General features: G+C 63.2%; 26 protein-coding genes. 12 read left to right on the forward strand and 14 right to left on the reverse strand.

Annotation, left to right across the window (positions count from 1 at the left end; translation table 11 throughout):
• Nucleotides 1–9: 9 nt before the first annotated feature.
• The 7 genes from NKK47_RS09495 to infC all read right to left on the reverse strand — a co-directional run bounded on the left by NKK47_RS09495 (nucleotide 10) and on the right by infC (nucleotide 6,633).
• Entirely contained in the window at nucleotides 10–603 is a 594-nt protein-coding gene (locus tag NKK47_RS09495) for a prolyl hydroxylase family protein (RefSeq protein WP_352568469.1), read from the reverse strand.
• A gap of 10 nt (nucleotides 604–613) precedes the next feature.
• Nucleotides 614–3,022, reverse strand: a complete 2,409-nt coding sequence (gene pheT / locus NKK47_RS09500) for a phenylalanine--tRNA ligase subunit beta (RefSeq protein ID WP_352576304.1) — start codon at nucleotides 3,020–3,022, stop codon at nucleotides 614–616.
• A gap of 106 nt (nucleotides 3,023–3,128) precedes the next feature.
• Complete coding sequence (gene pheS / locus NKK47_RS09505) at nucleotides 3,129–4,214, reverse strand: phenylalanine--tRNA ligase subunit alpha (RefSeq protein WP_352451635.1); 1,086 nt, start codon at nucleotides 4,212–4,214, stop codon at nucleotides 3,129–3,131.
• A 96-nt stretch (nucleotides 4,215–4,310) separates the two neighbouring features.
• Nucleotides 4,311–4,712: a 50S ribosomal protein L20 gene (gene rplT, locus NKK47_RS09510; protein ID WP_006201247.1), complete on the reverse strand. Its 402-nt coding sequence runs from the start codon at nucleotides 4,710–4,712 to the stop codon at nucleotides 4,311–4,313.
• A gap of 146 nt (nucleotides 4,713–4,858) precedes the next feature.
• Nucleotides 4,859–5,062: a 50S ribosomal protein L35 gene (rpmI, locus tag NKK47_RS09515; protein WP_006201248.1), complete on the reverse strand. Its 204-nt coding sequence runs from the start codon at nucleotides 5,060–5,062 to the stop codon at nucleotides 4,859–4,861.
• A 191-nt stretch (nucleotides 5,063–5,253) separates the two neighbouring features.
• Nucleotides 5,254–5,895, reverse strand: coding sequence for a methyltransferase family protein (locus NKK47_RS09520; RefSeq protein WP_352576306.1), 642 nt, complete (start codon nucleotides 5,893–5,895; stop codon nucleotides 5,254–5,256).
• A gap of 201 nt (nucleotides 5,896–6,096) precedes the next feature.
• Nucleotides 6,097–6,633 carry a translation initiation factor IF-3 gene (gene infC, locus NKK47_RS09525; RefSeq protein ID WP_023677573.1) on the reverse strand — a complete coding sequence of 179 codons (537 nt, stop codon included), beginning with the start codon at nucleotides 6,631–6,633 and terminating at the stop codon, nucleotides 6,097–6,099.
• Between the two features lie 215 nt (nucleotides 6,634–6,848).
• Between infC and NKK47_RS09530 the strand changes: the two genes are divergently transcribed.
• Nucleotides 6,849–7,616 (forward strand): alpha/beta hydrolase, encoded by a 768-nt coding sequence (locus NKK47_RS09530; protein ID WP_352472561.1) that lies wholly within the window; start codon nucleotides 6,849–6,851, stop codon nucleotides 7,614–7,616.
• A 2-nt stretch (nucleotides 7,617–7,618) separates the two neighbouring features.
• Here NKK47_RS09530 and NKK47_RS09535 read toward each other — a convergent pair whose 3' ends face one another.
• On the reverse strand, nucleotides 7,619–8,632 hold the full coding sequence (locus tag NKK47_RS09535) for a 1-aminocyclopropane-1-carboxylate deaminase (protein ID WP_023677571.1): 1,014 nt from the start codon (nucleotides 8,630–8,632) through the stop codon (nucleotides 7,619–7,621).
• A gap of 170 nt (nucleotides 8,633–8,802) precedes the next feature.
• Here NKK47_RS09535 and NKK47_RS09540 point away from each other — a divergent pair, with 170 nt between their 5' ends.
• From NKK47_RS09540 to NKK47_RS09560, 5 genes are all read left to right on the forward strand, one after another.
• Entirely contained in the window at nucleotides 8,803–9,267 is a 465-nt protein-coding gene (locus NKK47_RS09540; protein WP_352454794.1) for an Lrp/AsnC ligand binding domain-containing protein, read from the forward strand.
• Nucleotides 9,248–9,511, forward strand: coding sequence for a hypothetical protein (locus tag NKK47_RS09545; protein WP_352576308.1), 264 nt, complete (start codon nucleotides 9,248–9,250; stop codon nucleotides 9,509–9,511). Before NKK47_RS09540 ends, NKK47_RS09545 begins: the two co-directional genes overlap by 20 nt.
• 13 nt (nucleotides 9,512–9,524) lie before the next feature.
• Nucleotides 9,525–10,013 (forward strand): DUF2852 domain-containing protein, encoded by a 489-nt coding sequence (locus tag NKK47_RS09550; protein ID WP_023677569.1) that lies wholly within the window; start codon nucleotides 9,525–9,527, stop codon nucleotides 10,011–10,013.
• 97 nt (nucleotides 10,014–10,110) lie between these two features.
• Nucleotides 10,111–10,869 (forward strand): M48 family metallopeptidase, encoded by a 759-nt coding sequence (locus NKK47_RS09555; protein WP_352451640.1) that lies wholly within the window; start codon nucleotides 10,111–10,113, stop codon nucleotides 10,867–10,869.
• A gap of 3 nt (nucleotides 10,870–10,872) precedes the next feature.
• The gene (locus NKK47_RS09560; RefSeq protein ID WP_352576310.1) at nucleotides 10,873–11,340 is read left to right on the forward strand and encodes a hypothetical protein; all 468 of its coding nucleotides are present in this window, start codon (nucleotides 10,873–10,875) and stop codon (nucleotides 11,338–11,340) included.
• A gap of 31 nt (nucleotides 11,341–11,371) precedes the next feature.
• On the opposite strand, the gene NKK47_RS09565 is transcribed toward NKK47_RS09560, so the two are convergent.
• On the reverse strand, nucleotides 11,372–11,590 hold the full coding sequence (locus tag NKK47_RS09565; RefSeq protein WP_023718294.1) for a hypothetical protein: 219 nt from the start codon (nucleotides 11,588–11,590) through the stop codon (nucleotides 11,372–11,374).
• A gap of 164 nt (nucleotides 11,591–11,754) precedes the next feature.
• Between NKK47_RS09565 and NKK47_RS09570 the strand changes: the two genes are divergently transcribed.
• The 6 genes from NKK47_RS09570 (at nucleotide 11,755) to NKK47_RS09595 (ending at nucleotide 17,366) form a co-directional block, all read left to right on the forward strand.
• On the forward strand, nucleotides 11,755–12,414 hold the full coding sequence (locus NKK47_RS09570) for a phosphoribosylanthranilate isomerase (protein WP_352576379.1): 660 nt from the start codon (nucleotides 11,755–11,757) through the stop codon (nucleotides 12,412–12,414).
• Between the two features lie 33 nt (nucleotides 12,415–12,447).
• The gene (gene trpB / locus NKK47_RS09575) at nucleotides 12,448–13,698 is read left to right on the forward strand and encodes a tryptophan synthase subunit beta (RefSeq protein ID WP_352576311.1); all 1,251 of its coding nucleotides are present in this window, start codon (nucleotides 12,448–12,450) and stop codon (nucleotides 13,696–13,698) included.
• 2 nt (nucleotides 13,699–13,700) lie between these two features.
• The gene (gene trpA, locus NKK47_RS09580; RefSeq protein ID WP_023677563.1) at nucleotides 13,701–14,540 is read left to right on the forward strand and encodes a tryptophan synthase subunit alpha; all 840 of its coding nucleotides are present in this window, start codon (nucleotides 13,701–13,703) and stop codon (nucleotides 14,538–14,540) included.
• Nucleotides 14,541–14,577: 37 nt separating this feature from the next.
• The gene (gene accD / locus NKK47_RS09585; protein WP_352576313.1) at nucleotides 14,578–15,504 is read left to right on the forward strand and encodes an acetyl-CoA carboxylase, carboxyltransferase subunit beta; all 927 of its coding nucleotides are present in this window, start codon (nucleotides 14,578–14,580) and stop codon (nucleotides 15,502–15,504) included.
• A gap of 55 nt (nucleotides 15,505–15,559) precedes the next feature.
• The gene (locus tag NKK47_RS09590; protein ID WP_352472565.1) at nucleotides 15,560–16,885 is read left to right on the forward strand and encodes a bifunctional folylpolyglutamate synthase/dihydrofolate synthase; all 1,326 of its coding nucleotides are present in this window, start codon (nucleotides 15,560–15,562) and stop codon (nucleotides 16,883–16,885) included.
• A 61-nt stretch (nucleotides 16,886–16,946) separates the two neighbouring features.
• Nucleotides 16,947–17,366: a VOC family protein gene (locus NKK47_RS09595; RefSeq protein WP_352576315.1), complete on the forward strand. Its 420-nt coding sequence runs from the start codon at nucleotides 16,947–16,949 to the stop codon at nucleotides 17,364–17,366.
• A gap of 47 nt (nucleotides 17,367–17,413) precedes the next feature.
• Here the strand turns inward: NKK47_RS09595 and NKK47_RS09600 are convergent, their stop codons facing one another.
• From NKK47_RS09600 to NKK47_RS09620, 5 genes are all read right to left on the reverse strand, one after another.
• On the reverse strand, nucleotides 17,414–17,695 hold the full coding sequence (locus tag NKK47_RS09600; RefSeq protein ID WP_023718287.1) for a cupin domain-containing protein: 282 nt from the start codon (nucleotides 17,693–17,695) through the stop codon (nucleotides 17,414–17,416).
• A 132-nt stretch (nucleotides 17,696–17,827) separates the two neighbouring features.
• A complete protein-coding gene (gene trxA, locus NKK47_RS09605; protein ID WP_023677558.1) occupies nucleotides 17,828–18,151 on the reverse strand; it encodes a thioredoxin in 324 nt (107 codons plus the stop codon).
• Nucleotides 18,152–18,224: 73 nt separating this feature from the next.
• On the reverse strand, nucleotides 18,225–21,737 hold the full coding sequence (addA, locus tag NKK47_RS09610; protein WP_352576317.1) for a double-strand break repair helicase AddA: 3,513 nt from the start codon (nucleotides 21,735–21,737) through the stop codon (nucleotides 18,225–18,227).
• Nucleotides 21,734–24,871, reverse strand: a complete 3,138-nt coding sequence (gene addB / locus NKK47_RS09615) for a double-strand break repair protein AddB (RefSeq protein ID WP_352576319.1) — start codon at nucleotides 24,869–24,871, stop codon at nucleotides 21,734–21,736. Before addB ends, addA begins: the two co-directional genes overlap by 4 nt.
• The gene (locus tag NKK47_RS09620) at nucleotides 24,868–25,626 is read right to left on the reverse strand and encodes a nucleotidyltransferase family protein (RefSeq protein WP_352576321.1); all 759 of its coding nucleotides are present in this window, start codon (nucleotides 25,624–25,626) and stop codon (nucleotides 24,868–24,870) included. The genes addB and NKK47_RS09620 overlap by 4 nt, the downstream gene beginning before the upstream one ends.
• Between the last annotated feature and the right edge of the window lie 3 nt (nucleotides 25,627–25,629).

The raw sequence follows: 25,629 nt of genomic DNA on the forward strand, positions 1-25,629 counted from the left end.
GACAGCGTTTCATTGGCGCTTGTACATCACGTCCGTCCGGATGACGTACTTGCGCCCCGACAGCACCTCGTCGCCGCGATGCTCGATCGGATGGTAGAACGCCAGTGCCATTCCTTTCTTCGGCTTCACCAGAAGACTGCTACCGGCATAGCCCGGCATCTCGCCGCGAAACGAGGTTCCTCCCCCTTCAAATCCATCTGATAGATAAATCATGAACGTGAACTGACTGCGCTCCAAGGCGTGGCGCTCGAAATAGCCGTCATGGTGCCAATCGAACTTCTGGCCCGGCCCATAGCGATAGAAACGGAAACGCTCATTCAGCCCGGTCAAGCGCCAGTCGCCGAGACCACGATAGAGCAGAGGCCGCGCCCGTGCGAAGAGCAAATCCGCAAGGTCCTCGTCATCGAAGACAACCCGGTCGTTATTGCGAAGCTCCTTCAGGACGGTGGCGCCGCCGGAGCTGTTCACCTTGGCCGCCTCGAAACCGCGCCGTTCACTGTCAGCGATCAGATCGGCGCATTCCTGGTCATCCAAGAAGCCGTCGATCGTCCCGATGTGAGTTGCCAGCCAGGTGATGGAGAGTTTGCTGGTGTGAACCATCATCGCATCCGTTCTAGGTTCTGAGCACGCCGCCGGTCTGCTTGCCGACATTCTCGACGATGCGCTTGGCCAGCGCCTCGAAATCGTCGTCGGTCAGCGTCTTTTCGACCGGCTGGATCGACACTTCAATGGCGATCGATTTTTTCGCCGCGCCGAGCGCTGCACCCTCGAAAACATCGAACACCGAGACGCCGGAAATCAGCTTTCGGTCGGCGGCAAGGGCGGCGCGAACGAGTGTGCCGGCTTCGACCGCCTTGTCGACAACGAAGGCGAAATCGCGCTTGACCGCCTGGAAGGCGGACAGATCAAGCCTCGGCTTCGTCCGCGTCGGCTTGGCCTTCGGCTCGGGCACCGCATCGATGAACACTTCGAAGCCGCAGAGCGGGCCGGAGACGTCCAGCCCCTCCAGTGTCTTCGGGTGGAACTCGCCAAACGTGCCAAGGATTACCTTCGGCCCAAGCTTGATCGTGCCGGAGCGGCCGGGATGATACCAGGCCGGGCCGCCAGCCTCGATCTGCAGCCGCTCGACCGGCGCGCCGCAGGCTTCGAGTGCTGCGATCGCATCGGCCTTGGCATCGAAGACGCCGACGGCGCCGGCGTTGCCGGCCCAATGGCGGCCGGAGCCCTCGAGCTTGGCGGTGCCGCGCCGCACGCCGGCGGCAACGCGCCGCTGCTGGTCGGCGCCGTCGCCCTCGTAAGTGCCCGACACTTCGAAAAGCGCGATATCGCCGATGCCCCTGTCGGCATTGCGCTGTGCTGCCGCAATCAGCCCCGGCAGCAGCGACGGCCGCATGTCCGACATATCGGCGGCGATCGGGTTGGCAAGCTTCAGCGCCTGCTGGCCGCCGCCGAACAATTCGGCGTGTTTTGCCGGAATGAACGACCAGGTGACGGCCTCCATCATGCCGCGCACGGCAAGTGCCCGCTTGGCGGCGCGGGTGCGGATCTGCAGCACAGTCAGGATCCTGGCGTTGACCGCATCGTGCGAACCGAGCGGCTGCGGCGCGATGTTGTCGACGCCGTGGATGCGCATGACCTCCTCGACCAGGTCGGCCTTGCCGTCGACATCCGGCCGCCAGGACGGGACCGCCACATTGACGACATCGCCCGTGCCCTCCGGCCTGAAGCCGAGGCGGGCAAGAATGTCGAGGCTTGTCGAGCGCGGCACTTCGATGCCGGTCAGCCGCTTCACTTCCGACAATGGGAACGAGACGATCTTCGGCTGATGGCCGGCATAGCCGACGACTCGGGTTTGGGCCGGCGTACCACCGCAGAAATCGAGCACCAGCTTCGTTGCCAGCTCCAAGCCGGGAACCATCATTTCCGGGTCGACGCCACGCTCAAACCGATAGCGCGCGTCGGTGATGATGCCGAGTGTGCGGCCGGTGCGGGCGGTGGTGATCGGGTCCCAAAGCGCCGACTCGATCAGCACGTCTGACGTGTTCTCGTCGCAGCCGGAATGCTCGCCGCCCATGATGCCGGCAATCGATTCGATGCCGTCCTGGTCGGCGATGACGCACATCTCCGGCGTCAGCGTGTATTCGCGGCCGTCGAGCGCCAGCACCTTTTCGCCGTCATGCGCCCGGCGCACGGTGAGATTGCCGGTGACCTTCGCAGCGTCAAAAACATGCAGCGGCCGACCGCGGTCGAAGGTGACGTAATTGGTGATATCGACGAGCGCGCTGATCGGCCTCAAGCCGATGGCGAGAAGCCTTTGCTGCAGCCATTTCGGCGACGGTCCGTTCTTGACGCCGCGTACCAGGCGCAGCGCAAAGCCGGGACAGAGCTCCGGCGCTTCGATCGTCACCTTGACCGGCGTCTCGCCCTTGCCGGGGATCGGCTCTATCGGCGCGATCTTCAGCGTGCCGAGCCCGCTCGCCGCCAGATCGCGGGCGATGCCATGGACACTGGTCGCATCCGGCCGGTTCGGCGTCAGATTGATCTCGATCAGCGGGTCGTCGAGATGGGCATAGGCGGCGAAGCTGGTACCGACCGGCGCATCGGCCGGAAGGTCGATGATGCCGTCATGCTCCTCGGACAATTCGAGCTCGCGCTCGGAGCACATCATGCCGTGGCTTTCAACGCCGCGGATCTTGCCGACGGTCAGCGTCACGTCGATGCCGGGAATATAGGTGCCCGGTGCTGCAAAGGCGCCGATCAGGCCCGCGCGGGCGTTCGGCGCTCCACACACGACCTGCACCGGCGGCTTGCCGTCGCCGGTGTCGACGGTCAGCACGCGAAGCCGGTCGGCGTCGGGATGCTGGACCGCCGTCAGCACCTTGGCGATGACGAAGGGGGCCAGGCTCGCCCGGTCGTCGACATGCTCGACCTCGAGGCCGATCGAGGTGAGACGCTCGACGATTTCCGCCAGCGAGGCGTCGGTGTCGAGATGATCCTTGAGCCAGGAGAGGGTGAGTTTCATGACTGTGTTCCGTCTGGTCTGGGCACGCTGCACTTGAAGCTATGCGTCCGCGCGTCGCACATGTGCAGGAAGGCGAGCTGCCCGCGGATTTGCTGCGGCCCGGTCGTCACGCGCTCAAGCCCCCGAACAGCGTCGGCATGTCAAGCGGCCTAAAACCGTAATGCGACAGCCAGCGCACATCGGCGTCGAAGAAGGCGCGCAGATCCGGCATGCCGTATTTCAGCATGGCGATGCGGTCGATGCCCATGCCCCAGGCGAAGCCCTGGTATTCGTCGGGATCGAGCCCGCCGTAACGGAGCACATTGGGGTGGACCATGCCGCAGCCGAGGATCTCCATCCAGTCCGAGCCCTCGCCGAAGCGCACCTCGCCGGGCCGCGAACGGTCGCACTGGATGTCGACCTCGAGGCTGGGCTCGGTGAACGGGAAGAAGGACGGCCGGAAGCGCATCTTGACGCTCGGCACTTCGAAGAAGGCCTTGCAGAACTCCTCCAGCACCCATTTCATGTTGGCGACGTTGGCCGATTTGTCGATCACCAGCCCCTCGACCTGATGGAACATCGGCGAGTGGGTGGCATCGGAATCCTGCCGGTAGGTCTTGCCGGGAATGACGATGCGGATCGGCGGCTTCTGCATCTCCATGGTGCGGATCTGCACCGGCGAGGTGTGGGTGCGCAAAAGCTTGCGCTCCCCCTGCTCGTCCGGCTGGAAGAAGAACGTGTCGTGCATCTCGCGCGCCGGGTGGCCTTCCGGGAAGTTCAGCGAGGTGAAATTGTAATAGTCGGTCTCGATGTCCGGACCTTCGGCGATGGCAAAGCCGAGATCGCCGAAAATCGCCGCGATCTCGTCGATAACCTGGCTGATCGGATGGATGCGGCCGCGCTCGGCCGGCGATTGCCTGACCGGCAAGCTGACGTCGACCTTCTCGGCGGCAAGCCGTGCCGTGATCGCCACATCTTTCAGCTCGGCGCGGCGCGCCGAAAGTGCCTCGGTGACGCGGTTCTTGAGGCCGTTGATTGCCGGGCCTTTGACCTGTCGCTCCTCGGCGCTCATCGAGCCGAGCGTCTTCAGCATCTCGGAAACCGAGCCCTTCTTGCCAAGGGCAGAGACACGCACCGCCTCGATCGCCTGCTCGTCGGCGGCCGAGGCGATCTCGGCCATCAGGGAATTTTCGAGAGTTTCCATGTCACTCATGTTCCAGATCCGATTGGAAGCAAAGAAAAACCCGCGCCAGCCCTGCCAGCGCGGGTTTCCCAAATCAAGTGTCGAATAGCTTGGGAAGCGCTGGTCTTAAGCGACAGCGCTTTCAAAAGCATTCGGCGTGGTGTTCTTCAGGTATTCGAGCGCGACCTTGGCCTTGGCCACGAGTGCGGCGAAGGCCTGCGGCTCGTGGATGGCCATGTCCGACAGGATCTTGCGATCGATCTCGATCCCGGCCTTGTTGAGACCGTCGATGAAACGGCCATAGGTCAGGCCATGCTCATGCGTCGCCGCATTGATGCGCTGGATCCACAGCGCGCGGAACGAGCGCTTGCGGTTCTTGCGGTCGCGATAGGCGTACTGCAGCGACTTTTCCACCGCCTGCTTGGCGATGCGGATGGTGTTCTTGCGACGGCCGTAAAAACCCTTGGCGGCTTTCAGGACCTTCTTGTGCTTGGCGTGCGAGGTGACGCCTCTCTTTACGCGTGCCATGTCATGATCTCCTTAAAAGCAATTCCAGGAAAGTGCCTGGCGGTTTTCCGTTCGGAATTGCGTAAAACAAATGCGTGCCCAGACCGAATGCTCTTATTTTGGCGCATGATGTTTCCAAAAAGTCTGCAACTTTTTGGCATCATGCCCTAGAGGCCGTTCGGCAGAAAATTCTTGATGACCTTCTTGCCATCCGGTTCAGCCAGAACCATCGTGCCGCGGGCATTTCGAATGAACTTGTTGGAACGCTTGATCATGCCGTGACGCTTGCCGGCCGCAGCCGACAGAACTTTACCCGTACCTGTGATCTTGAACCGCTTCTTGGCGGCCGATTTGGTCTTCATCTTGGGCATTTTGCTACTCCGTTTATATGCGCACCAATGCGCTTTTTGTTCGCTTCAGGCCGACCAAAGCCCGAAAAGCAAATGAAACCGCCACGGCATGCCCTGCCGGGCGGTTTTTTGGGAACGGCGGTCCTATACGTCAAAGCGGGCTGGCGCGCAACACCCCGTGCTCAGCAACACTGTATTCAGCAACACTGTACTCAGGGGAAACGGAACAGCACCGGCAATATGCCGGACTGCTGGGCGCCGTCGATCAGTTCGAAAGCCGGCAAGGCAACGAGGAAGACCAGCCCGTCCAGCAGCGTGGTTCGCAGCAGGCGCGGCTTGAAGCTGCCGGTGTCGCCTTCCTGATACAGCGACAGTTTCGGGAAGAAGCGCGGCACTTTCGCCAGGTAGGCCTGGTATTGCGCGCCGAGAGCCTGCTTGAGGAATTTCTCCTCGCGCAGGATAACGATGTAAAAGGCACCCGCGCAGAGCGCTCCAAAGCCGATCGTGGCGGTGATGGAGCCGATCTGTGCGCCGACACCGGCGGCAGCTAAAGTAGAGAAGACATAGAGCGGGTTGCGGGTGATCGAATACGGTCCGCCGGTCACCACTTCGGAGGATTTGCGACCGCCGATATAGAGCGTCGACCACAAGCGTCCGACGATGCCGAGAAAGATCAGCACGACGCCAACCATTTCGATCGTTTCATGCACAGGCGTATCGGGCGGAAAAACCGACTGCCCGAACAAAAGCATCGCGAAAAGGACGACGACGACGACGGCAAGCACCATCCTGCGCGTGTGCTGGTAGCTGCCCAGCCCATATTTGGCTTCCGAATGCTTGACGTCATTGACCATGTCGGGAATCCGATCGTCGAGGGAACCAGAGCGTCTTTGCTCTCGCCGGCGATCGCAGCGTCTGGCCAAGAAACAGGCGCCCCGCCGATCGCCGGGACGCCTTGCAACATGATTCAGGCGGATTTAATGCACGTCGCCCAACAGTGCGCAGCGGTTTTGCGACAACGACATGCACAAAACAGAACTAAAGCGCAACGCGCTTTAGCGGGGCGCCAGCACCATCATCATCTGACGGCCTTCGAGCTTCGGTTCGGCTTCGACCTTGGCGATGGGCGCCACTTCCTCGCGAACCTTGTTCAGAAGCTGCATGCCGAGTTCCATATGCGCCATCTCGCGACCGCGGAAGCGCAATGTCAGCTTGACCTTGTCGCCTTCCTCGAAAAAGCGCCGGACGGCCTTCATCTTGGTCTCATAGTCGTGGCTGTCGATGTTCGGGCGCATCTTGATCTCCTTGATCTCGATGACCTTCTGGTTCTTGCGCGCCTCGGCCGCCTTCTTCTGGTTGGCGTATTTCAGCTTGCCGAGATCGAGGATTTTTACGACGGGCGGCACTGCATTGGGCGATATCTCGACCAGATCGAGCCCCGCCTCTTCGGCGAGCAGCAATGCGTCGTTGATGGAGACATCGCCGCGGTTCTGGCCTTCGGCGTCGATTAGCTGGACCCGGGGAACCCGGATGTCACGGTTGGAGCGCGGGCCTTCCTTGGTGGGCGCCGCTGCTTTGAAAGGTCTGCGAATGGTCGTGGTCTCCTTGAGCCGTTTCGTTAAGGGGTTCTTCAGTTCAGAATTGCGAACGCGCAATGTGGTGAGCGCGCGGTCGGAGTCAATAGCACAGCATTCTCAGGAAATCACCTGCTCGATGGAATGCTCCTCTGCACCAAGCGAAGAAAGTGGCGGAGCACTTTTCGTTGAATGCCTTGCTGTGTCAAAAGACCGGCGTGAGGGAATACACCATGACCACCACCCCGATCTTTCTGGACGTCGACGGGACGAGCATCGCCGTCAGGCATGCGACAGGTGCCGAGCCCGGCATCGTCTGGCTCGGCGGCTACAAATCGGACATGCTGGGCACCAAGGCCGAAACGTTGTCGGAATGGGCGCGCAAAGAAGGTCGCGCCTTTCTGCGCCACGATTATTCCGGCCACGGCGAATCGGGTGGCGCCTTTGCCGACGGCACCATCTCGAAATGGCTGGGCGAGAGCCTGGCGGTTTTCCGCCGCTTCACCCAGGGCAGGCAGATCCTGGTCGGCTCCTCGATGGGCGCCTGGATCGCGCTGCGCATGGTGCAGGAATTGCGCAAGGCGGGCGAAAACAGCATCGCAGGTCTTGTGCTGCTGGCCCCGGCGCCCGATTTCACATTCGAACTGGTGGAGCCGGTGCTGACCGGGGCGCAGAAGCGCAACCTCAGGAAAAAGGGCTTTTTCGAGGAGCCGTCGGACTATTCCGCCGAACCGTACATCTACACGCGCGCACTGATCGAGGACGGCCGCAACAACCGGGTGATGACCGGGCCGATCGACACGCACTGTCCGGTCCACATCCTGCAAGGCCTTGCCGATCCCGACGTGCCGTCGAGCCATGCGTTGAAGCTGGTCAGCCTGCTGCCGGCCGACGACGTCACGCTGTCGCTCATTCCCGACGGCGACCACCGCCTGTCGCGGCCGCAGGATCTCGACATGCTGGTGCGGGCGGTGGACGCCATGGTGCGGCAGGCGGGATAGATTCAGCCGTTGCGGAACGCATAAGCATATCCGTTGATGGCCGGAGCGCCGCCAAGGTGGGCGTAGAGCACTTTCGATCCCTTGGGAAAATAACCCTTGCTCACGAGATCGATCATGCCCTGCATGGATTTTCCCTCATAGACCGGATCCGTGATCATGCCTTCAAGACGCGCGCAGAGACGGATTGCTTCCTTCGTCTCCTGCGAGGGGACGCCGTAGACCGGATAGGCATAATCTTCGATCAGGACGACATCGTTCTCATCGAGCTCCTTGCCGAGTTCGACCAGCGTCGCGGTGCTCTGCGCGATCTTGAGCACTTGCGCCTTGGTCTGCGCCGGGGTGCAGGATGCGTCGATGCCGATCACCTTGCGCTCGCGGCCGTCCTTGGCGAAGCCGACCAGCATGCCGGCGTGAGTCGAACCGGTGACGGTACAAACGACGATGTAGTCGAAGGCAAAGCCGAGCTCCTTCTCCTGCGCGCGGACCTCCTCGGCAAAGCCGACATAGCCCAGGCCGCCATATTTGTGTACCGAAGCCCCGGCCGGAATCGGATAGGGTTTGCCACCCTTGGCCTTCACATCCGCGATTGCCTGTTCCCAGCTTTCCCTAATCCCGATGTCGAAACCCTCATCGACCATCTGGACATCAGCGCCCATGATCCGGCTCAAAAGGATATTGCCGACGCGATCGTAGACGGCGTCCTCGTGGGGCACCCAGCTTTCCTGCACGAGGCGGCACTTCATGCCGATCTTCGCCGCGACGGCCGCCACCATGCGCGTATGGTTGGATTGGACGCCACCGATCGACACCAGCGTATCGGCGTTTGAGGCGATCGCGTCCGGGACGATGTATTCGAGCTTGCGCAGTTTATTGCCACCGAAGGCAAGGCCGGAATTGCAATCCTCCCGCTTGGCATAGAGATCGACCTTCCCGCCGAGATGACCACCAAGCCGCTCCAGTTTCTCGATATGGGTCGGCCCGAATGTGAGCGGATAACGTTCGAATTTCTCGAGCATGAGAGTGCCCTCGCTTGTTCCATTCATTGCGGTGTGGTGCGATGAACACTATCAGCTCTGCCTTGAAATGTGCTCTCAAAGATCGAGCCCAGAATATCCAAAATATCGCTTCATGGCATTGAAATGTCATATATATTCGAGTCTTAATCCGAATAACGGAAGAATCTTTCATGCGCGCAGCGCTCGACCGGATCGACCTGAAAATGTTGCGCCTGCTCCAGGGCAATGGGCGACTGACCAATGCGGAGCTGGCGCAGTCGGTCGCTGTTAGCCCGGCGACGTGCCACCGCCGGACGCAACGCCTGTTCGATGAAGGCTACATCAGCCATGTCAGGGCGATGGTGACCCCGCAGAAGGTCGACAGAGGCGCGTTGGTGATGGTTGGCGTCGTACTCGACCGTTCGACCCCGGAGAGTTTCGCGGAATTCGAAAAGGCCGTCGCCAAACTGAAATTCATCCTCGACTGCCATCTGGTGGCAGGCGACTTCGATTATTTTCTGAAGATCAGGGTTGGTGACATGGCGGATTTCAACCGAATCCACGGGGACCAATTGATCGCACTGCCCGGCGTTCGCCAGACGAGAACCTTCTTCGTGATGAAAGAGGTCGTCGACAATGCGCCTCTGGATTTTTGAACGGACGGCTTCGAAGCGTCAAACCATTGCACTCAGCCAGCAGACGCGATCGGCGCTGGATTTTCCTACAGAACCGTCGGCGGCATTGCCCCCTTACGGGGCCTGGCTGCTCTTTTCCTCGAAAAGCTCAAAAAGCGATAATCATTTCAGCCGCTTGTCCGGTTTTGGCGGTTGCTGTCTTGAATCGCCGTTTTTTTCATCCCATTTCGATTCCACGCAGCCGGATTTGGCTGTCTCCAACTGAAGGATTGGGAGAAATGAACACATCTGCATTGATCCGTCCGGCCTGGACGCCGGCGACCATCGCGTTGATGGTGATCGGGTTCATGGTGTTCTGGCCGCTCGGCTTCGCCATGCTCGCCTACATCATCTGGGGCGACCGGCTCGAGGGCTTCAAGCGCGACGTCAACCGCGCCACCGACGGCATCTTCGCCGGTTGCCGCCGCGGTTCCGACAAGGCCGCGCGCTGGGGCCATGGCTCCGCCCGCACCGGCAACGTCGCTTTCGACGACTGGCGCGAAAAGGAACTCGAGCGGCTTGCCGAGGAACGCCGCAAGCTCGACGAGATGCTGAGCGAGTTCGATGAATATGCCCGCGAATTGCGCCGCGCCAAGGACCAGGAAGAGTTCGACCGCTTCATGGCCAACCGCAACAAGTCGACGTCGCCCACGACCGGTGGGTCAACCGGCTCGACGACGAACAACAAACGCGGCGGCAACTCCACGCCAGGCCTGCTCGACGAGTAAGGTCCCGTGCCCAGATAGATAATCCAACGGCGTCGCGTCAGCGGCGCCGTTTCTTTTTTGTTCTAGTCGTTTCCCTCGAATCACGTATCGTCCCGGAATGTCCTTCGGCTTCTTTCGCACCCCGACGAAACCCAAGCCCACGCCCGTCGTGGAGCGCGAGCATTGCGTTGCCGGCCGCACGCTGCCGCTCAAGATCGTCGAGAACGACCGGGCGCGGCGCCTGACGCTACGCATCGATTCCGGCGGCCGCGGTTTGCGCATCACCGTGCCGCCGGGGCTGCGCCGCGGCGAGGTGGAAAAATTCCTCGACCGCCATCAGGACTGGCTGGAGCAAAGGCTGGCCAAGGTACCCAACCGGCCGCAGGTGCGGCCCGGCATCAAGGTACCGGTGCGCGGCGTGCCGCATCGCATCGTCCATGAACCGTCGAAACGCGGAACCGTCACGCTGTCGCGCGACGAGCGCGGGCCGCTGATGATCGTGCATGGCGAGCGTGTGCATCTGCCGCGCCGCATCGCCGATTTCCTGAAGCGCGAAGCCAAGCGCGAGATCGAAGCGCTGGTGACCAAGCATAGTGCCGCGGTCGGCAAGCGGGCCAAGGCGATCCGCTTCAAGGATACGTCGAGCCGCTGGGGATCGTGCACGTCGGACGGCAATCTGTCGTTTTCCTGGCGCATCATGATGGCGCCGCGGCCGGTGATAAACTACCTCGTCGCGCATGAGGTGGCGCATCTCAAGGAGATGAACCACGGCCCGAAATTCTGGAAATTATGCGAGCAGCTTTGCCCGGATACCGAGCGCTGCAAGGACTGGCTCAAGCGCAATGGCGGCGCGCTGCAGGCGATCGCGTTCGAGTGATTGATGCCTGCGCGGATCGAATACCGGCTGATTGGAGCGGGCTGGGCGATGTGCGATGTCACGGTCGGGGACCTTCAGGCGACCGTGGCGGCGTCTTATCTGGGCGATGCCCTCAACGAGCTGCTTGGCGCTACGCTGAACGCGCTGAAAGGCACCAGGTATTCGGTCGCACGCTTCTGTGATGAACCCGGTGAGTATCGCTTCGTACTGGTGCCGGAAGGCGCTTTTGTCAGAGTGCAGATACTGGAATTTTCAGAAATCTGGTCTGACGAGCCAGACGACTTCGGCGAGGTGAAACTTGAAGCCACATGCGGGTTGCGAGAGTTCGCAGAAGCAGTTCTCAGTGCGGCGCGTGAGGTTTTGAACACACATGACCTCGAAGGTTACAAGGAAAACTGGCGCAAACATGACTTTCCGTTGGAGGCCATGAACAACCTAAGTCGCGCGTTGAGAGGAGGAACACGCCATTGACAGAGTGCGCCTTTGATCAGGGCTTAATTGCTCAATCGTCATTGGCCGCGTTCAACTCCTCCGGCCGCAACCCCTCATCGACATGGCGCGGCCAGGGCAAGAAATCCTTCTCGAAGCCATCGTTGCTGAAATAAGCCAGCGCCCGGTGCGCCTCGGCGCCGTTGAAGGCTGCCTTGTCCATCAAATGAGCGATGACCTCATGGGCCTGCGCCAGCTTTTGCCTGAGTTCCGCGACGGTCTTTTCCGGCATGATCTTTGTTCTCCCGCCTCTGTGCCTGAGCAAGCAGCGTTGCGCTCTTATATTAGCAAGGTAGCGCGTTGCGCTCTTACATTAGCAAGGTAGCGCGTTCCGCGCTGGCGGCAAACAGGATGCTTTTTCTCGACTCTTTGGCCGTTTCATGCCAATCCCGCGCCATGGCGCTGGACATCAAGATATGCGGGTTGAAGACCGACAAGGCACTGGCCGCGGCATTGGCCGGCGGCGCCAGCCATGTCGGCTTCATTTTCTTTGCCAAAAGCCCGCGCTATGTCGAGCCGGCGGAAGCTGGCCGCCTGCGCGAAGCGGCGCGCGGCAGGGCCAAGGCGGTTGCGGTGACGGTCGACGCCGGCGACGCGTTTCTGGATGAGATCGTCGAAAAAATGCAGCCCGACATGCTGCAGCTTCACGGCGCCGAAACCCCTGAGCGGGTGGCCGAGGTGAAGGCGCGCTACGGCTTGCCGGTGATGAAGGCGCTGCCGGTCAGCGAGGCTGCCGATCTCGAGCAGGTAAAACCCTTCGTCGGCATTGCCGACCGCTTTCTGTTCGATGCCAAGCCGCCTAGGAATTCGGAATTGCCGGGCGGCAACGGTCTTGCCTTCGACTGGCGCATTCTTGCCGGCCTTGACGCCGGCGTCGATTACATGCTTTCCGGTGGGCTCAATGCTGGAAATATCGGCGACGCCGTTCGGCTCGTGAACCCGCCCGGAATAGATATTTCTTCGGGCGTGGAAAACGCGCCGGGCGTCAAGGAACCGGCGCTGATCGAACAATTTTTCCGGGCCGTCGGGGCAGCACGCGACAACCGCGCCGCCTGACCACGCTTCAAACCGCAGACCAGGAGATCGGCGATGGATAAGCCGGCGATACCGAATTCCTTCCGCACCGGCCCCGACGAGCAGGGCATGTTCGGCATTTTTGGCGGTCGTTTCGTTGCCGAAACGCTGATGCCGCTGATCCTCGAGCTGGAGCGGCACTGGAACGAGGTCAAGAACGACCCGGATTTCAAGGCCGAGCTGACCGATCTCTCGACGCATTACGCCGGGCGGCCTTCGAAGCTCTATTTCGCCGAAGGCCTTACCCGGCATCTTCGCGGGGTTTCCGCGGCTAAGGGCCTCGGGGGCGGCGCAAAAGTCTATTTCAAGCGCGAGGACCTGAACCACACTGGCTCGCACAAGATCAACAACTGCCTCGGCCAGATCCTGCTCGCCAAGCGCATGGGCAAGACGCGGATCATCGCCGAGACCGGCGCCGGCCAGCATGGCGTCGCGTCCGCTACAGTGGCGGCGCGCTTCGGGCTTCCTTGTATCGTCTATATGGGTGCAACCGATGTCGCCCGGCAAAGCCCCAACGTCTTTCGCATGAAGCTTCTGGGCGCCGAGGTGCGGCCGGTGACCGCCGGCCACGGCACGCTGAAGGACGCCATGAACGAGGCGCTGCGCGATTGGGTGACCAATGTCGAGGATACCTATTACCTGATCGGCACCGCCGCCGGCCCGCACCCCTATCCGGAGCTGGTGCGCGACTTCCAGTCGGTGATCGGCACCGAGGCGCGTGCCCAGATCCTCGAGCAGGAAGGCCGGCTGCCGGACACCATCATCGCTTGTGTCGGCGGCGGCTCGAACGCCATCGGCCTGTTCCATCCCTTCCTGGATGACAGGCAGGTGCGCATCATCGGCGTCGAAGCCGGCGGCCGCGGGCTCGACGGCATCGAGCATTGCGCCTCGATGAGTGCCGGCGCGCCCGGCGTGCTGCATGGCAACCGCACCTACCTCTTGCAGAACGCCGACGGCCAGATCATGGACGGCCACTCGATCTCGGCCGGCCTCGACTATCCCGGCGTCGGGCCGGAGCACTCATGGCTGCGCGATTCCGGCCGCGTCGACTATGTGCCGATCCTCGACGACGAGGCGCTGGAGGCGTTCCAGCTGACGACACGCGTCGAGGGCATCATTCCGGCGCTGGAATCGGCCCATGCCATCGCGCAGGCGGTGAAGATCGTGCCTGATATGGACAAGGACCAGATCGTCATCGTCAACCTGTCCGGCCGTGGCGACAAGGACGTGCACACAGTGGCCAATATGCTGGGCATGGAGATCTGATCATGGCCACTCGCATCGACCGCCGCATGGCAAAGCTGAAGGCCGAAGGTCGACCGGCACTCGTCACCTATTTCATGGGCGGCGACCCGGACTACGACACCTCCCTGTCGATCATGAAGGCGCTGCCCGGCGCCGGCAGCGACATCATCGAGCTCGGCATGCCGTTTTCCGATCCAATGGCCGACGGCCCGGCGATCCAGGCGGCCGGCCTGCGGGCGCTGAAGGGCGGCCAGACACTGGTCAAAACGCTGAAGATGGCCTCGGAATTCCGCGCCGGCGACAGTGAAACCCCGATCGTCTTGATGGGCTATTACAATCCGATCTACATCTACGGCGTCGAGCGCTTCCTGAGCGATGCGCTGGCCAGCGGGATAGACGGGCTGATCGTCGTCGACCTGCCGCCTGAGATGGACGAGGAGCTTTGCATCCCGGCACTCAAGGCCGGCATCAATTTCATCCGGCTGGCGACGCCGACCACCGACGACAAGCGCCTGCCCAAGGTGCTGCAGAACACGTCGGGTTTCGTCTACTACGTCTCGATGACCGGCATTACCGGTTCGGCGCTGGCCGACACCGGCAAGGTGGCGGCAGCGGTCAAGCGCATCAAGAGCCATACCGACCTGCCGGTCTGCGTCGGCTTCGGCGTCAAGACCGCCGAGCAGGCGCGCACCATCGGCGCGTCGGCCGACGGCGTCGTTGTCGGCACCGCGATTGTCAATGCCGTCGCCAACGTGCTCGGGCCGAAGGGCGAAAAGACCGCCGATCCGGCCGAGGCCGTCGCCACGCTGGTCAGCGGGCTTTCGCAAGGGGTTCGCGCGGCTCGCCTTGCTGCCGCCGAATAATCTTCCTACGTCTTCTTAAGGGACAGGAGCCGAAGCGATGAACTGGATCACCAATTACGTCCGTCCGAAGATCAATTCGATGCTCGGCCGCCGCACCGACATGCCGGAAAACCTGTGGATCAAGGATCCCGAGACCGGCGAAATGGTGTTCCACAAGGATCTGGAGCAGAACCAGTTCGTCATCCCGTCCTCCGGACACCATATGAAGATCTCGGCCAAGGAACGGCTGAAATTCTTCCTCGACGACGGCAAATACGAGACGCTGGAAAACCCCAAGGTGGTGCAGGATCCACTGAAGTTCCGCGACGAGAAGCGCTATGTGGACCGGCTGAAGGATGCCAAGGCCAAGACCGGCCTAGAAGATGCCATCATCAATGCGCTGGGTACGGTCGAAGGCCTGCCGGTGGTGGTGACGGTGCAGGATTTTGCCTTCATGGGCGGCTCGCTCGGCATGGCGGCCGGTGATGCCATCGTGCATGGTTTCGAGGTCGCCTTGCAGCGCAAGCGGCCGCTGATCCTGTTTGCGGCCTCCGGCGGCGCCCGCATGCAGGAAGGCATCCTGTCGCTGATGCAGCTGCCACGGACCACGATCGGCGTTGACAGGCTGAAGGAGGCCGGCCTGCCCTACATCGTCGTCCTGACCAACCCGACGACCGGCGGCGTCACCGCCTCCTACGCCATGCTGGGTGACGTGCATATTGCCGAGCCTGGGGCCCTGATCGGCTTTGCCGGACCGCGCGTCATCGAGCAGACCATCAGGGAAAAGCTGCCCGACGGCTTCCAGCGCGCCGAATATCTGATGGAACACGGCATGGTCGACATGGTGGTGTCACGGCTGGAGATGCGCCAGACGATTGCGCGGCTGCTGAGAATGCTGCTCAAGCTGCCGGAAGAGCAAAAACCGCAGGAGCCGGAAATCCTGCCGCCGTCGGTGATCCCGGTCGAAGCCCGGCCGCACGCCTGACGCATTCGCCACGAACTGCGATTGCGCGCCGTCCGTGGCGCGCCTAGGATTCGCCATGACCACGCTTGCCGCCGACCGCGAAATCGAAAGCCTGATGGCGCTTCACCCGAAGGGCTTCGACCTTTCGCTCGACCGCATTTCGCGGCTGCTCGAGCGGCTCGGCAATCCGCAGGACCAGCTGCCGCCGGTCATCCACATCGCCGGCACCAACGGCAAGGGCTCCTGTGCTGCTTTTTCACGGGCGCTGCTCGAAGCCGCCGGCTACCGCGTCCACGTCCACACCTCGCCACATCTGGTGAACTGGCACGAGCGCTACCGGCTGGCCGCAGATGGCGGCGGCAGGCTGGTGGACGACAAGGTCTTCGCCGAAGCCATCGCCCGCGTCGCCAAAGCCAATCAAGGCCAGAAGATCACCGTCTTCGAAATCCTCACCGCCGTCACCTTCCTGCTGTTTTCCGAACATCCGGCCGATGCCGTCATCCTCGAGGTTGGCCTTGGCGGCCGCTTCGACGCCACCAATGTCATCGCCGAGCCGGCCGTGTCGGTGATCATGCCGGTGTCGCTCGACCACGAAGCCTATCTCGGCGACCGCGTCGAGCTGATCGCCGCCGAAAAGGCCGGCATCATCAAGCGCGGATGCCCGGTCGTCATCGGCGCGCAGGAAAGCGAGACGGCCCAGCAGGTGCTCATCGAAACCGCCGAGCGGCTCGACTGCCCCGCCTTCGTCTATGGCCAGGATTTCCTTGCCTATGAGGAAAACGGCCGCATGGTCTATCAGGACGAAGACGGATTGATGGACCTGCCGCCGCCGCGCCTGCCGGGGCGCCATCAATTCGCCAATGCGGCGGCGGCGATCGCGGCGGTCAAGGCGGCCGGCTTCGAGATCAGCCACCGCGCTGCCGAGAAGGCGATGGCGAACGTCGCCTGGCCGGGCCGCATGCAAAAGCTGCCGCAAGGACGGCTGAGCGAACTGGCGCCGAAGGGCGCCGACATCTGGCTCGACGGCGGCCACAATCCCGGCGCCGGCGTGGTCGTCGCTGAGGCCCTGGCCGAGCAGGAGGAAAAGAACCCGCGGCCGCTGTTCCTGATCTCGGGCATGATCAACACCAAGGACCAAAGCGGCTATTTCCGCGCCTTCAAAGGGCTGGTGCGGCACGTCTACACCGTGCCGGTGAGCCTGAGCGACGCCGGCGTGCCGAACGACGAACTGGCGACCCGCGCCATTGAGGCAGGCTTGTCGGCCGAACCGGTTAGTTCCGTTGCAAACGCACTGATGCTGCTGCGCGACACATGGGACGGACCGCCGCCGCGCATCCTGATTGGCGGGTCACTTTACCTGGCCGGCGCGGTATTGGCCGAAAACGGCACGCCGCCGGTTTGAGGCGTGCTTCAGCCGGGCCACGATGACGCCACACCTGTCAGACCACCGCGAGGAGCCAATCATGATCAAGGTAAAGCAGCTCGCTCACGTTTGCATTTTCGCGAATGACCTGGAGATGACGCGAAGCTTCTATCGGGACGTCCTCGGCATGGACACTCAGTTCAATTTCCTGCGCGACGGGAAGATTTTCGGCTTCTACCTCAATTGCGGCAGCCGTAGCCATGTCGAGGTGTTCCAGAAAGACGGCGCAAGCTATAGCGACTTGAACCAGATCAACCACTTCTGCCTCGAAGTGGAAAACATCGACGCCGCGATCGCCCATCTGAGGTCAAAGGGGGTTGATGTCACTTCAAAGAAACTCGCGTGCGATGACACCTACCAGGCTTGGATCCGCGACCCCAACGGCGTGAAGATCGAACTGTTTGAATATACTGAGAAAAGCGCACAATTCGTCGGTGGCGATCGTATCGCGGATTGGTGATCGCGCCTCGCCGGACAATTGTAGCGGCGCAGCCGATGGTTGGTGGACTACTTCAGCTCGACCTCGATGAAGGCGAATTCGCCATCGTTTGCGCTGATGACGTCATGTTCGACGCCCTCGTTGCGGAAATACGGCGCGCCCTTCTTCATCTCGGCAAAGGATTCGCCATCCTTGGTCAGGAGCTTCACCTTGCCGTCGGTCAACGGCACGATCACATAGTCGTGGCCATGGCGATGCCAGCCGGTGTTGTCTCCCGGGGCGAAGCGGTATTCGGTGACGATGACGCGCTCATTGTCGATGAAGACGGTGGCCTTGGCGGATCCGGTCATATCGCTTCTCCTTTGAATTGAGAAGAGAAGAATACCGGGCGGCAAACCGCGAGTGCCAGAGCGGTCCACCAATGACGCCAGCAAAAAAAGGCCCGGCGCGAGGCCGGGCTTTTCTGCAAAATTTTGATCGGATCAGGCGAGGCTGCCGTTGATCCAGTGCGACAATGCCGTTTTCGGCGCAGCACCGACCTTCATGTCGGCGACTTCACCGCCCTTGAAGATCATCAGCGTCGGGATCGAGCGTACGCCGAACTGCGCGGCCAGCTCAGGATTCTCGTCGATGTTGAGCTTGGCGATCTTTATCTTGCTGCCGAGTTCGATGGCGATGTCCTCGAGCGCCGGGGCGATCATCTTGCACGGGCCGCACCATTCCGCCCAGAAATCGACCACGACCGGCTCCTTGGCGTTGAGCACGTCGGCCTGGAAATTGCTCTTGTCGACCTTGACGGTGGCCATGCTGAGATCCTTTCGATTTGTTCGTCGCACCAAATGTGGTGGTGATCGCGTCCGTCTTCAAGCAAGTGTTGTGTCACGCTCCCGTGAGTCTAGCAAGCGCATCGTCCATGGCCGCCGCCGGCAGCTCGATCAGCCGCGGCACCTCGGTGAACAGCAGCGCCGCCGAGACCTCGCGTCCCGGATAGAGCGGCTGAAGCAGCGCGCGATAAAGTGCGAGCTGCAGAACATAGGCTTGCGGCACTTCGGCGAGCGTAGCTGGCGCTGGCCGATTGGTCTTGTAGTCGACGATCGAAACCTTGTCCGGCGTTGCTGCCAACCGGTCGATCTTGCCGGAAATCGAGCGCAGTTTGCCCCATACCTCCAGGCTGCCCATGATGGCGACTTCGGCGCGCGAGTTTGGCGCAAACAGCGGCGCGAAGCGGCTGTCGGCAAGAATTCTGAAAACGCCAGCCACGGCCTTGTCATGCTCGTCGTCGGGCCATTCCGCGCCGGCTCTTGCCAGATAGCGTTCGGCGGCATCCCGGCGTTTTCCCTCGGCGATGCCGGGCAGCATCTGCAGCAATTTGTGCAGCGCCAGCCCGCGCATGACGGCAAAGCCGGGCTCGGCTTCGGCATCCAGTACCGGCGAACGCGTGTCGGCCACCGCTTGCCGCGCCTCATCGATCAGCACCGAGGCGCCGGACGGTGAGAGCGGCCGCGGCAATTCCTCGAAGGGCGGCAGAGGCCGGAACAGGGTTTCAGGCAGTGGTGCAAAGCGTTCCGCCTGTCGTGCCTCGTTCACTGCCGCCAGTGGCATGGGCGGCAGTTTCGTCACCTGGAAACGATGCACGGTCTCGCCAGTGGCGGGATGCCGGCGTTCTTCGCTCTCCGCGGCACCGACCAGTGCGCGGCTGACGATCGAATGCCAGGTGCCGGTATTCGGCGCCCGCTTGCCATGGTAGCCGCAGACGATCAGCCGATCCTCGGCGCGGGTCATGCCGACATAGAGCAGCCGGCGGTATTCGTCGTCGGCGAGTTCGCGGGCGCGGGCCGATGCGGCGCGTGAAAACCCATTGGCGACATCGCTGGCCGAACGCCAGAGATAGCCCTTGCCCTCCCAGCAGTCGCCCGAGCCTTCGAACGGCATCAATCTCGGCAGATGCTGGTCGCTGAACGGCGCGGAGCCGCCATCGACAAGGAATACCACCGGCGCTTCCAGGCCTTTGGCGGCATGCACGGTCATGACGCGAACCTCGTCGCGGGTCTGGTCCATTTCGCGCTTGATCTCGGGGCCGGCGTTTTCCAGCGTCGACAGGAAGGATTCCAGCCCTGGCAGGCCGGTTCGCTCCTCGGCCAGGCAGAAATTCAGGAATTCGTCGAGGATATCGCCGGCCTCCGGACCGAGCCGCGCGATCATCTTCTTGCGCAGGCCGTCGCGGGCGAGAGCTGCGGCATAGAATTCGAACACCGGCTTGAATGCGGCCTCGTTCGACCATGTGTCGAGTCGGCTGACGACGGCGGCCAACGCCTCGCTTTCGCCGGCATGCCGGCGCAGCGAGGCGATCAGCGAGACGCCCGACGGCCTCTCGGCAGCAAGCGCGAAAAGCTGCTCTTCCGAAACATCGAAGATCGGGCTGCGCAGCACGGCAGCCAGCGACAGATCGTCCTCGGGCTGGATGAGAAAATGACCGAGTGCGATCAGGTCCTTCACCGCGATATGGCCAGGCAGGCTGAGCCGGTCGGCGCCGGCCACCGGAATGTCGCGGCGCTTCAGCGCCCGCGTCAGCGCATGGACGAAGCGATCGCGCTTGCGCACCAGCACCAGCACGTCGCCGGGGCGGAGTTTCTTGCCGCGGCCTTCGATGACCTCACCGTTGCCGATCCAGCCGGCAATCGTTGCGGCGACGTTTTCAGCGACGCGGACTGCCGGCGCGTGGGCATGGTCGACCGCTTGCGTCCAATCGTCTGGTTCGTCGACGACGTCGGCGCCGATCGAGGGCCAGACCTCGACATGACCCGGCGCATCGGTGCGGATCGCCTTGTGGTCGAGCGGATCAGGATCGTGGCTGATGCCGCGCCGCACGTTCGGGTCGGCAAAGACCCGGTCGACGGCGGCAAGAACATCTTCGGTCGAGCGGAACGACCAGGTCAGCTTGAGATCGGCGAAGGCGGCGGCGGCGGATCTAACTTTGCCGGCAAACAAAAGCCGGGTGTCGGCAAAGGAATCCGGGGCGGCTCCCTGGAAGGAATAGATCGACTGCTTTTCGTCGCCGACAGCAAAGATGGTGCGGTGAACCGCGTCGCGTGCGCCGAGCCCGGCAAAGAACTCCTCTGTCAGCCGCTTGACCACCTCCCACTGGTCGGGACTGGTGTCCTGCGCCTCGTCGAGCAGGATGTGGTCGATGCCCTGGTCGAGCTTGTACTGCACCCAAGGGCCGGCATCGGGCCGTGCCAAAAGGTTGACCGTGCGGGTGATCAGGTCGTTAAAGTCGAGGAAGCCGCGGGCGCGCTTCAATTGCTCGTAACGGGCGATCAGCCAGTCGGCGATGGTCAGCGCCGCACGCGTGCCTTCCAGCATCCTGAACAAGGCCAGCCGGTCGGAGATTTCGAGAATGGCGTCGACCGCCGCCAGATAACGTTCGGCAAGATCGGGCAGCCGGTCAAGCAATGCCCTTTTAAATGTCTTTGCCGGATCGTAAGGCTCGCCGTCGGCCCTCAGGAAAGCCTTGGAGAGCAAATTCAGGCGACGTACCGGATCCTCCTCGGCAAAGGCAAGGCGGGCGTATGGCAGCAGATTGTTCAGCACGATGCGCGCATCGGCGGCCTCGGCCGCCCGTGAAAAGGTGACGAGATAATCCGGCAGGAAGCCGGGCAGCGGCCAGACCGAGGCGGCTATACCTTCGGCCGTCTGGCCGGCGCGGAAATGGAACTCGTCGAACAGCGCCTGAAAACCATCGCCGCCGGCCGCGGTGATGAACGCACGCAAACCATCGCGCTTGCGCACGATCTCGGCCAGCAGTGCGTCGAGCCCATGCTCGCCGCCGCGCTCCAGCACGGTGGCGAAGGCGTCGGACAATGCCGCATCGCCTGCAACGCCGCCCGAAATCATGTCGCGGCGGGCGGCGGCAAACAGCGATGCCTCCATTTGCGGATCGAGCATTTCGAAATGCGCAGGGATATTGGCTTCCAGCGGGAACTGATGCAGCACCGATTCGCAGAAGGCGTGGATGGTCTGGATCTTCAGCCCGCCCGGTGTTTCCAGAGCCTCGGCAAACAACCGCCGCGCCCGGCGCATGGTTTCGCGGTCGGGCTGGCGGCCGTCCAGCGCCTCTATCCGTGTCGAGAGCTCGGCATCGCCCAGGGCCGTCCATTGCGACAGGGTCGAAAACACCCGGTTCGACATGTTGGCGGCGGCGGCACGCGTATAGGTCAGGCACAGGATCTTGGACGGATCGGTGCCGCGCAGCAACAGCCGGATAACGCGCTGGGCGAGTACATGGGTCTTGCCGGATCCGGCATTGGCCGACACCCATGCGGAATTGCGCGGATCGGAGGCGCTTGCCTGACTGGCGACAGTGTCGCTTGGAATGGGATAGGCCTTTTTCATGCCTCCCCTCCCTCGTCGTCGGCATCGCCGCCGGCCGACCATTCGAGCACGCGGGCGAGATGGTCGTAATCGCCGTCGGTCTCACCCTCGCGGAACGGCAACGCCCGCGACAAATACCCGGTCGTCGGGTCGGCATAGTGGATCAGCAGCTTTTCCAACCTCGCCCAGGCCTCTTCGGCGAGATCGGCGGCGGTTCGCGGCTTGCGGTTGTATTCGAGGATCGATTCTTCGAACACCTCGCCATTCGGCCTCAGCCGCACGAAAGCCAGTTGCGACGGCTCACAGGCGCCAAGCTCCTTGAAGGCGCCGCGACGCAGCAGCGCGCCCTCCAGCGCCAGTTGCGGCGCGAGCAGCGTGTGCGCCTGCGCTTTGGATGGCGAGGAGCCGGTCTTGTAGTCGAGGATGTCGGCCATGCCGCCAGCCAGCAGATCGATTCGATCAGCGTAGCCGGACAGGGTCACGCCGGATCGGCCGACACCGGTCTTTTCGGCGCGTTCCTCGGCGTGCCGCCGTGCCACGGCGGCGGCCCGGCCGCGCTCCCATTCGATGATGCCGGCGGCAAGCTTTTCAAAACGCGGCCACCACACCGCCTCGACATCGGCCGGCAGGGCCGCCTCGGCAAAGCAGGAGCGGCCTGCGGCGATGAGCCCGTCCAGCGCCTCCGGCGCGCGCGGGTCGGCCACCCTCGCCGAGAAGAGGTGCAGAATGGCGTGAAACAGCGTGCCACGCTCGGCGGCGCCCGGATCGCGAATGACCGGATCGAGCGGCATCAGGCCGAGTATCCTTCTGGCATAGACCGCATAGGGATCGCGGCGTAGCGTTTCGATCTCGGTGACCGAGAAGTGGTGCGGCCGCGCGGCGAGCGGCGGTTTCGGCTGCGGCCTCGGCGCAAAGTCCTGCTTTTCGCCGGCATCGAGCGCACGCGCCCAGGCAAGCAGTTCGTCGCCGCGCCGGCGAAGTGCAGCAGCGTGGTCCTCGCCGACGAATGTAAGGATGCGCTGCAGCCAGCGCGAAGGTACCGACGGTGCGTCGCCGGAGCGGCCGGAGCGAGCCAGCACCACTTTTTTGGCGCCCATGGCCATCTGGAAATCATGGGCGGCAAGGCCGATGCGCCGCTCGGGCGGTTCAAGATCGATGCCGGTCTTCATCAGCCGCGACATGAAGCGGTCGCTCTCCGGCTTGCGCGGCCACACGCCTTCGTTGAGCCCGCCGACGACCAGCGTGTCGACATCCTGAAGCCGCGCTTCCAGCACACCCCAGATGGCGATGTTCCTGTCGCTGCCCTGCGCCGGCTTGACCGTCTCGGGCGCGATCAGCGCCTCCATCACGTCAGGCCATTCGTCAGCGGCGAAGGAGAACGACACCGAGGCCGCGACCAGCCCGCGCAAGAGCTCGGCGAGCTTTTCGCCGGCATCGCCCGCATAGAGTTCGCTCAGGCTGCCATCAGCGGCGCGGCCGAGACTTTCGAGCGCAACGACGCTGGCGCGCACAAGGGTGGCAAGATCGGCATTCTCGTCGCCGCGAAAAGCAACCAGCGGCGCCAGCGCGGCCGTTAGCCGGATCAGCAGGTCGCGCGCCTGTTCGATGCGCCTGACCGAAAGCCGCGGCCACCAGAAGGGTGGACGGCGATTGCCGCCGCCGTCGAATTCGAGGAGCCGGGTGTCGAAGAGCTGCGGCAGCGACGCCACGTCCGGACGCCCTGTGCCGCCGCGCAGCCCCACGAGTTCGACGATTTCGGCCGCATAGCGCACGCTTGCCCGCTCCAGGCCGAGGCCAAGCAGGGGATGCTTGAGCAGCGACAGCAGGGCGACGGGGTCGCCCGGGCGGAAGGCTGCCTGCAGCGCCAGCCTGAGCAGGCTGGCGGCTGGTGTGTTGATCAGCGGCGTGCCGCCGGAATCGTCGGCGGCAACGCCGAAGCGCAGCAGCTCGACTGAGACCCGCCGCGCCAGAGCGCGGTCGCCGGTGACGAGTGCGGCGCGCTGGCCGGGCCGTTCGACGGCCTGTTTGAGCGCGACGGCGATCGCCACGGCTTCGTCGCGTTCGCTGGCGGCTTCGAGAAGCGTCACATCGGCGAAGGCCTCGGCAATATCGCCGGCCCTAAAGCGGGCGCGCGTCTCGGCCCAGAGCTCGGTGGTCTCCGCCGGGCGCAGCGCTTCGCCGACAAGTGCGGCGCGCAGCGCAAGCGGTCGCGGCGCAACAGCAATCTCCTCGACATCGGCGCGCGGCACGCCGATCTTGCCGATCAACTTTGCCAGGCCGTATTGCGGGTGGCCAAGCACGGCTGGGCGCGCGCCCGGTGTGGTGATCGCGGCAAAGGACGGCTCGTCCAACGCCCGGTCGAGCCCGGGCAGCACAACGGCGCCATTGGGCAGACCGGCGATCACGGCAAGCAGCTCGGCCGTGGCGGGAATGGAGCCGGTGGAACCGGCGGCGATCACCGGTCCGGCTGGCGGATTACGCTTCAGCCGCGCCGCCTCCAGCCTTATCAGGGCATTACGATGCGCGGCCTGATTGGAACGATGGCGTTCCTCGAGCAGGTTCGGCCAGTTCTCCGTCACGATGGTCAGGAAGTCGAGTGTCACCTGCCACCAGCCTGCAAGATTGCCGGTTACAAGGTCGGCGAGCCTTGCCCAATCCGTGCCTTCGGTGTCGATCTCATCCTTCAGGCGTGCAAGGTCGCGCGCCAGCCAGATGGCGTCGGCGGCGGAGGCCGGTATGACGATCTCCTCGTCGAACAATGCCGCGACATGTGCCGGCAGGCGGCGTTTCCACGCCCGCACCAGCGGCGCAAGCAGCAGAAGACGCTCGACCGCGGCGATCGGCGGCGCAAGGTCGATGGCGACCGAAGCTCCTGCCTCGAAGGCGGCTTCATCTTCATCGAACTCACCAAGCGGGCGGATGACCGGCAGGATCGCCGAGCGGCTTCCCGAGCGCGAGAGGGCATCGACGAAGACGCCGCGAAGCGCCCGCGCCGCACGGCGCGTCGGCACATAGATGGTGAGATCGGCCAGCGCCAGCGGATCGCCGTCATAGGCGAAGCCGGGAACCAAGCGCCCCGCAAGCAGCGCCTCGGCCAGCGTCGGCAGGAACGGCGCTCCGGGCGGGATCGAGAAAACGCGGCGGGAGCCGCTCATTTCGCCTCGGTAAAAGCGCCGGGTGCCTCAGCAACAGCATTGGGCGTGCCGGCAAGCGCGGCGGCGACGGCCGCTTCCGCAAGCGGAATGGCGTCGGGCGTGCCGACAGTAATCCAGTGACCCTGCATTTTCATGCCGAACAGGCGCCCAGTAGCGATGGCCGCATCGAAATAGGCATTGAGCGAGTGCGGCCCGGTCGGAGCGTCCTTGAAAAGGCGCGGATGGGCGATTGCGGCGCCGGCATAGATCAGACCGGCGGGATCGTTGTTCGCACGCCGCAAGGCGCCGCCCGGCGCCATCAGGAAGTCGGTGCCGCCGCTATGTCCGGTTGCCGACTGGAGATCCGCAAGCATCAGCAGAATGTCCATTGTCGCGCCCTCCCATGCAAGGGCAAGTCGCCTGAGATTGGAGACGCCGCTGTCGATCCAGAAGGTGTCGGCGTTGAGCACATAGAAGGGCGCCCCTAACCTGGGCAATGCCTTGACGATACCACCGGCGGAGTCAAGCAAGCCCCTGCTCTCATCCGAGATGACGATTCTCGGCGCACTGCGGCGGGCTACATGGTCCACGATCTGTTGCGGGAGGTAATGGACGTTGACGACGGCCGTGGCGACGCCGGCTTCGGCTAGGCAGTCCAGCCCCCAGTCGAGCAATGTCTTGCCGGCGACCTTGACCAGCGGCTTCGGCATGGTGTCGGTGATCGGCCGCATGCGCTTGCCGAGCCCGGCGGCGAGCACCATGGCGGTCGTCGGCATCGA

It is taken from the genome of Mesorhizobium sp. M0019, assembly GCF_040323975.1.
Taxonomy (GTDB): Bacteria; Pseudomonadota; Alphaproteobacteria; order Rhizobiales; family Rhizobiaceae; genus Mesorhizobium.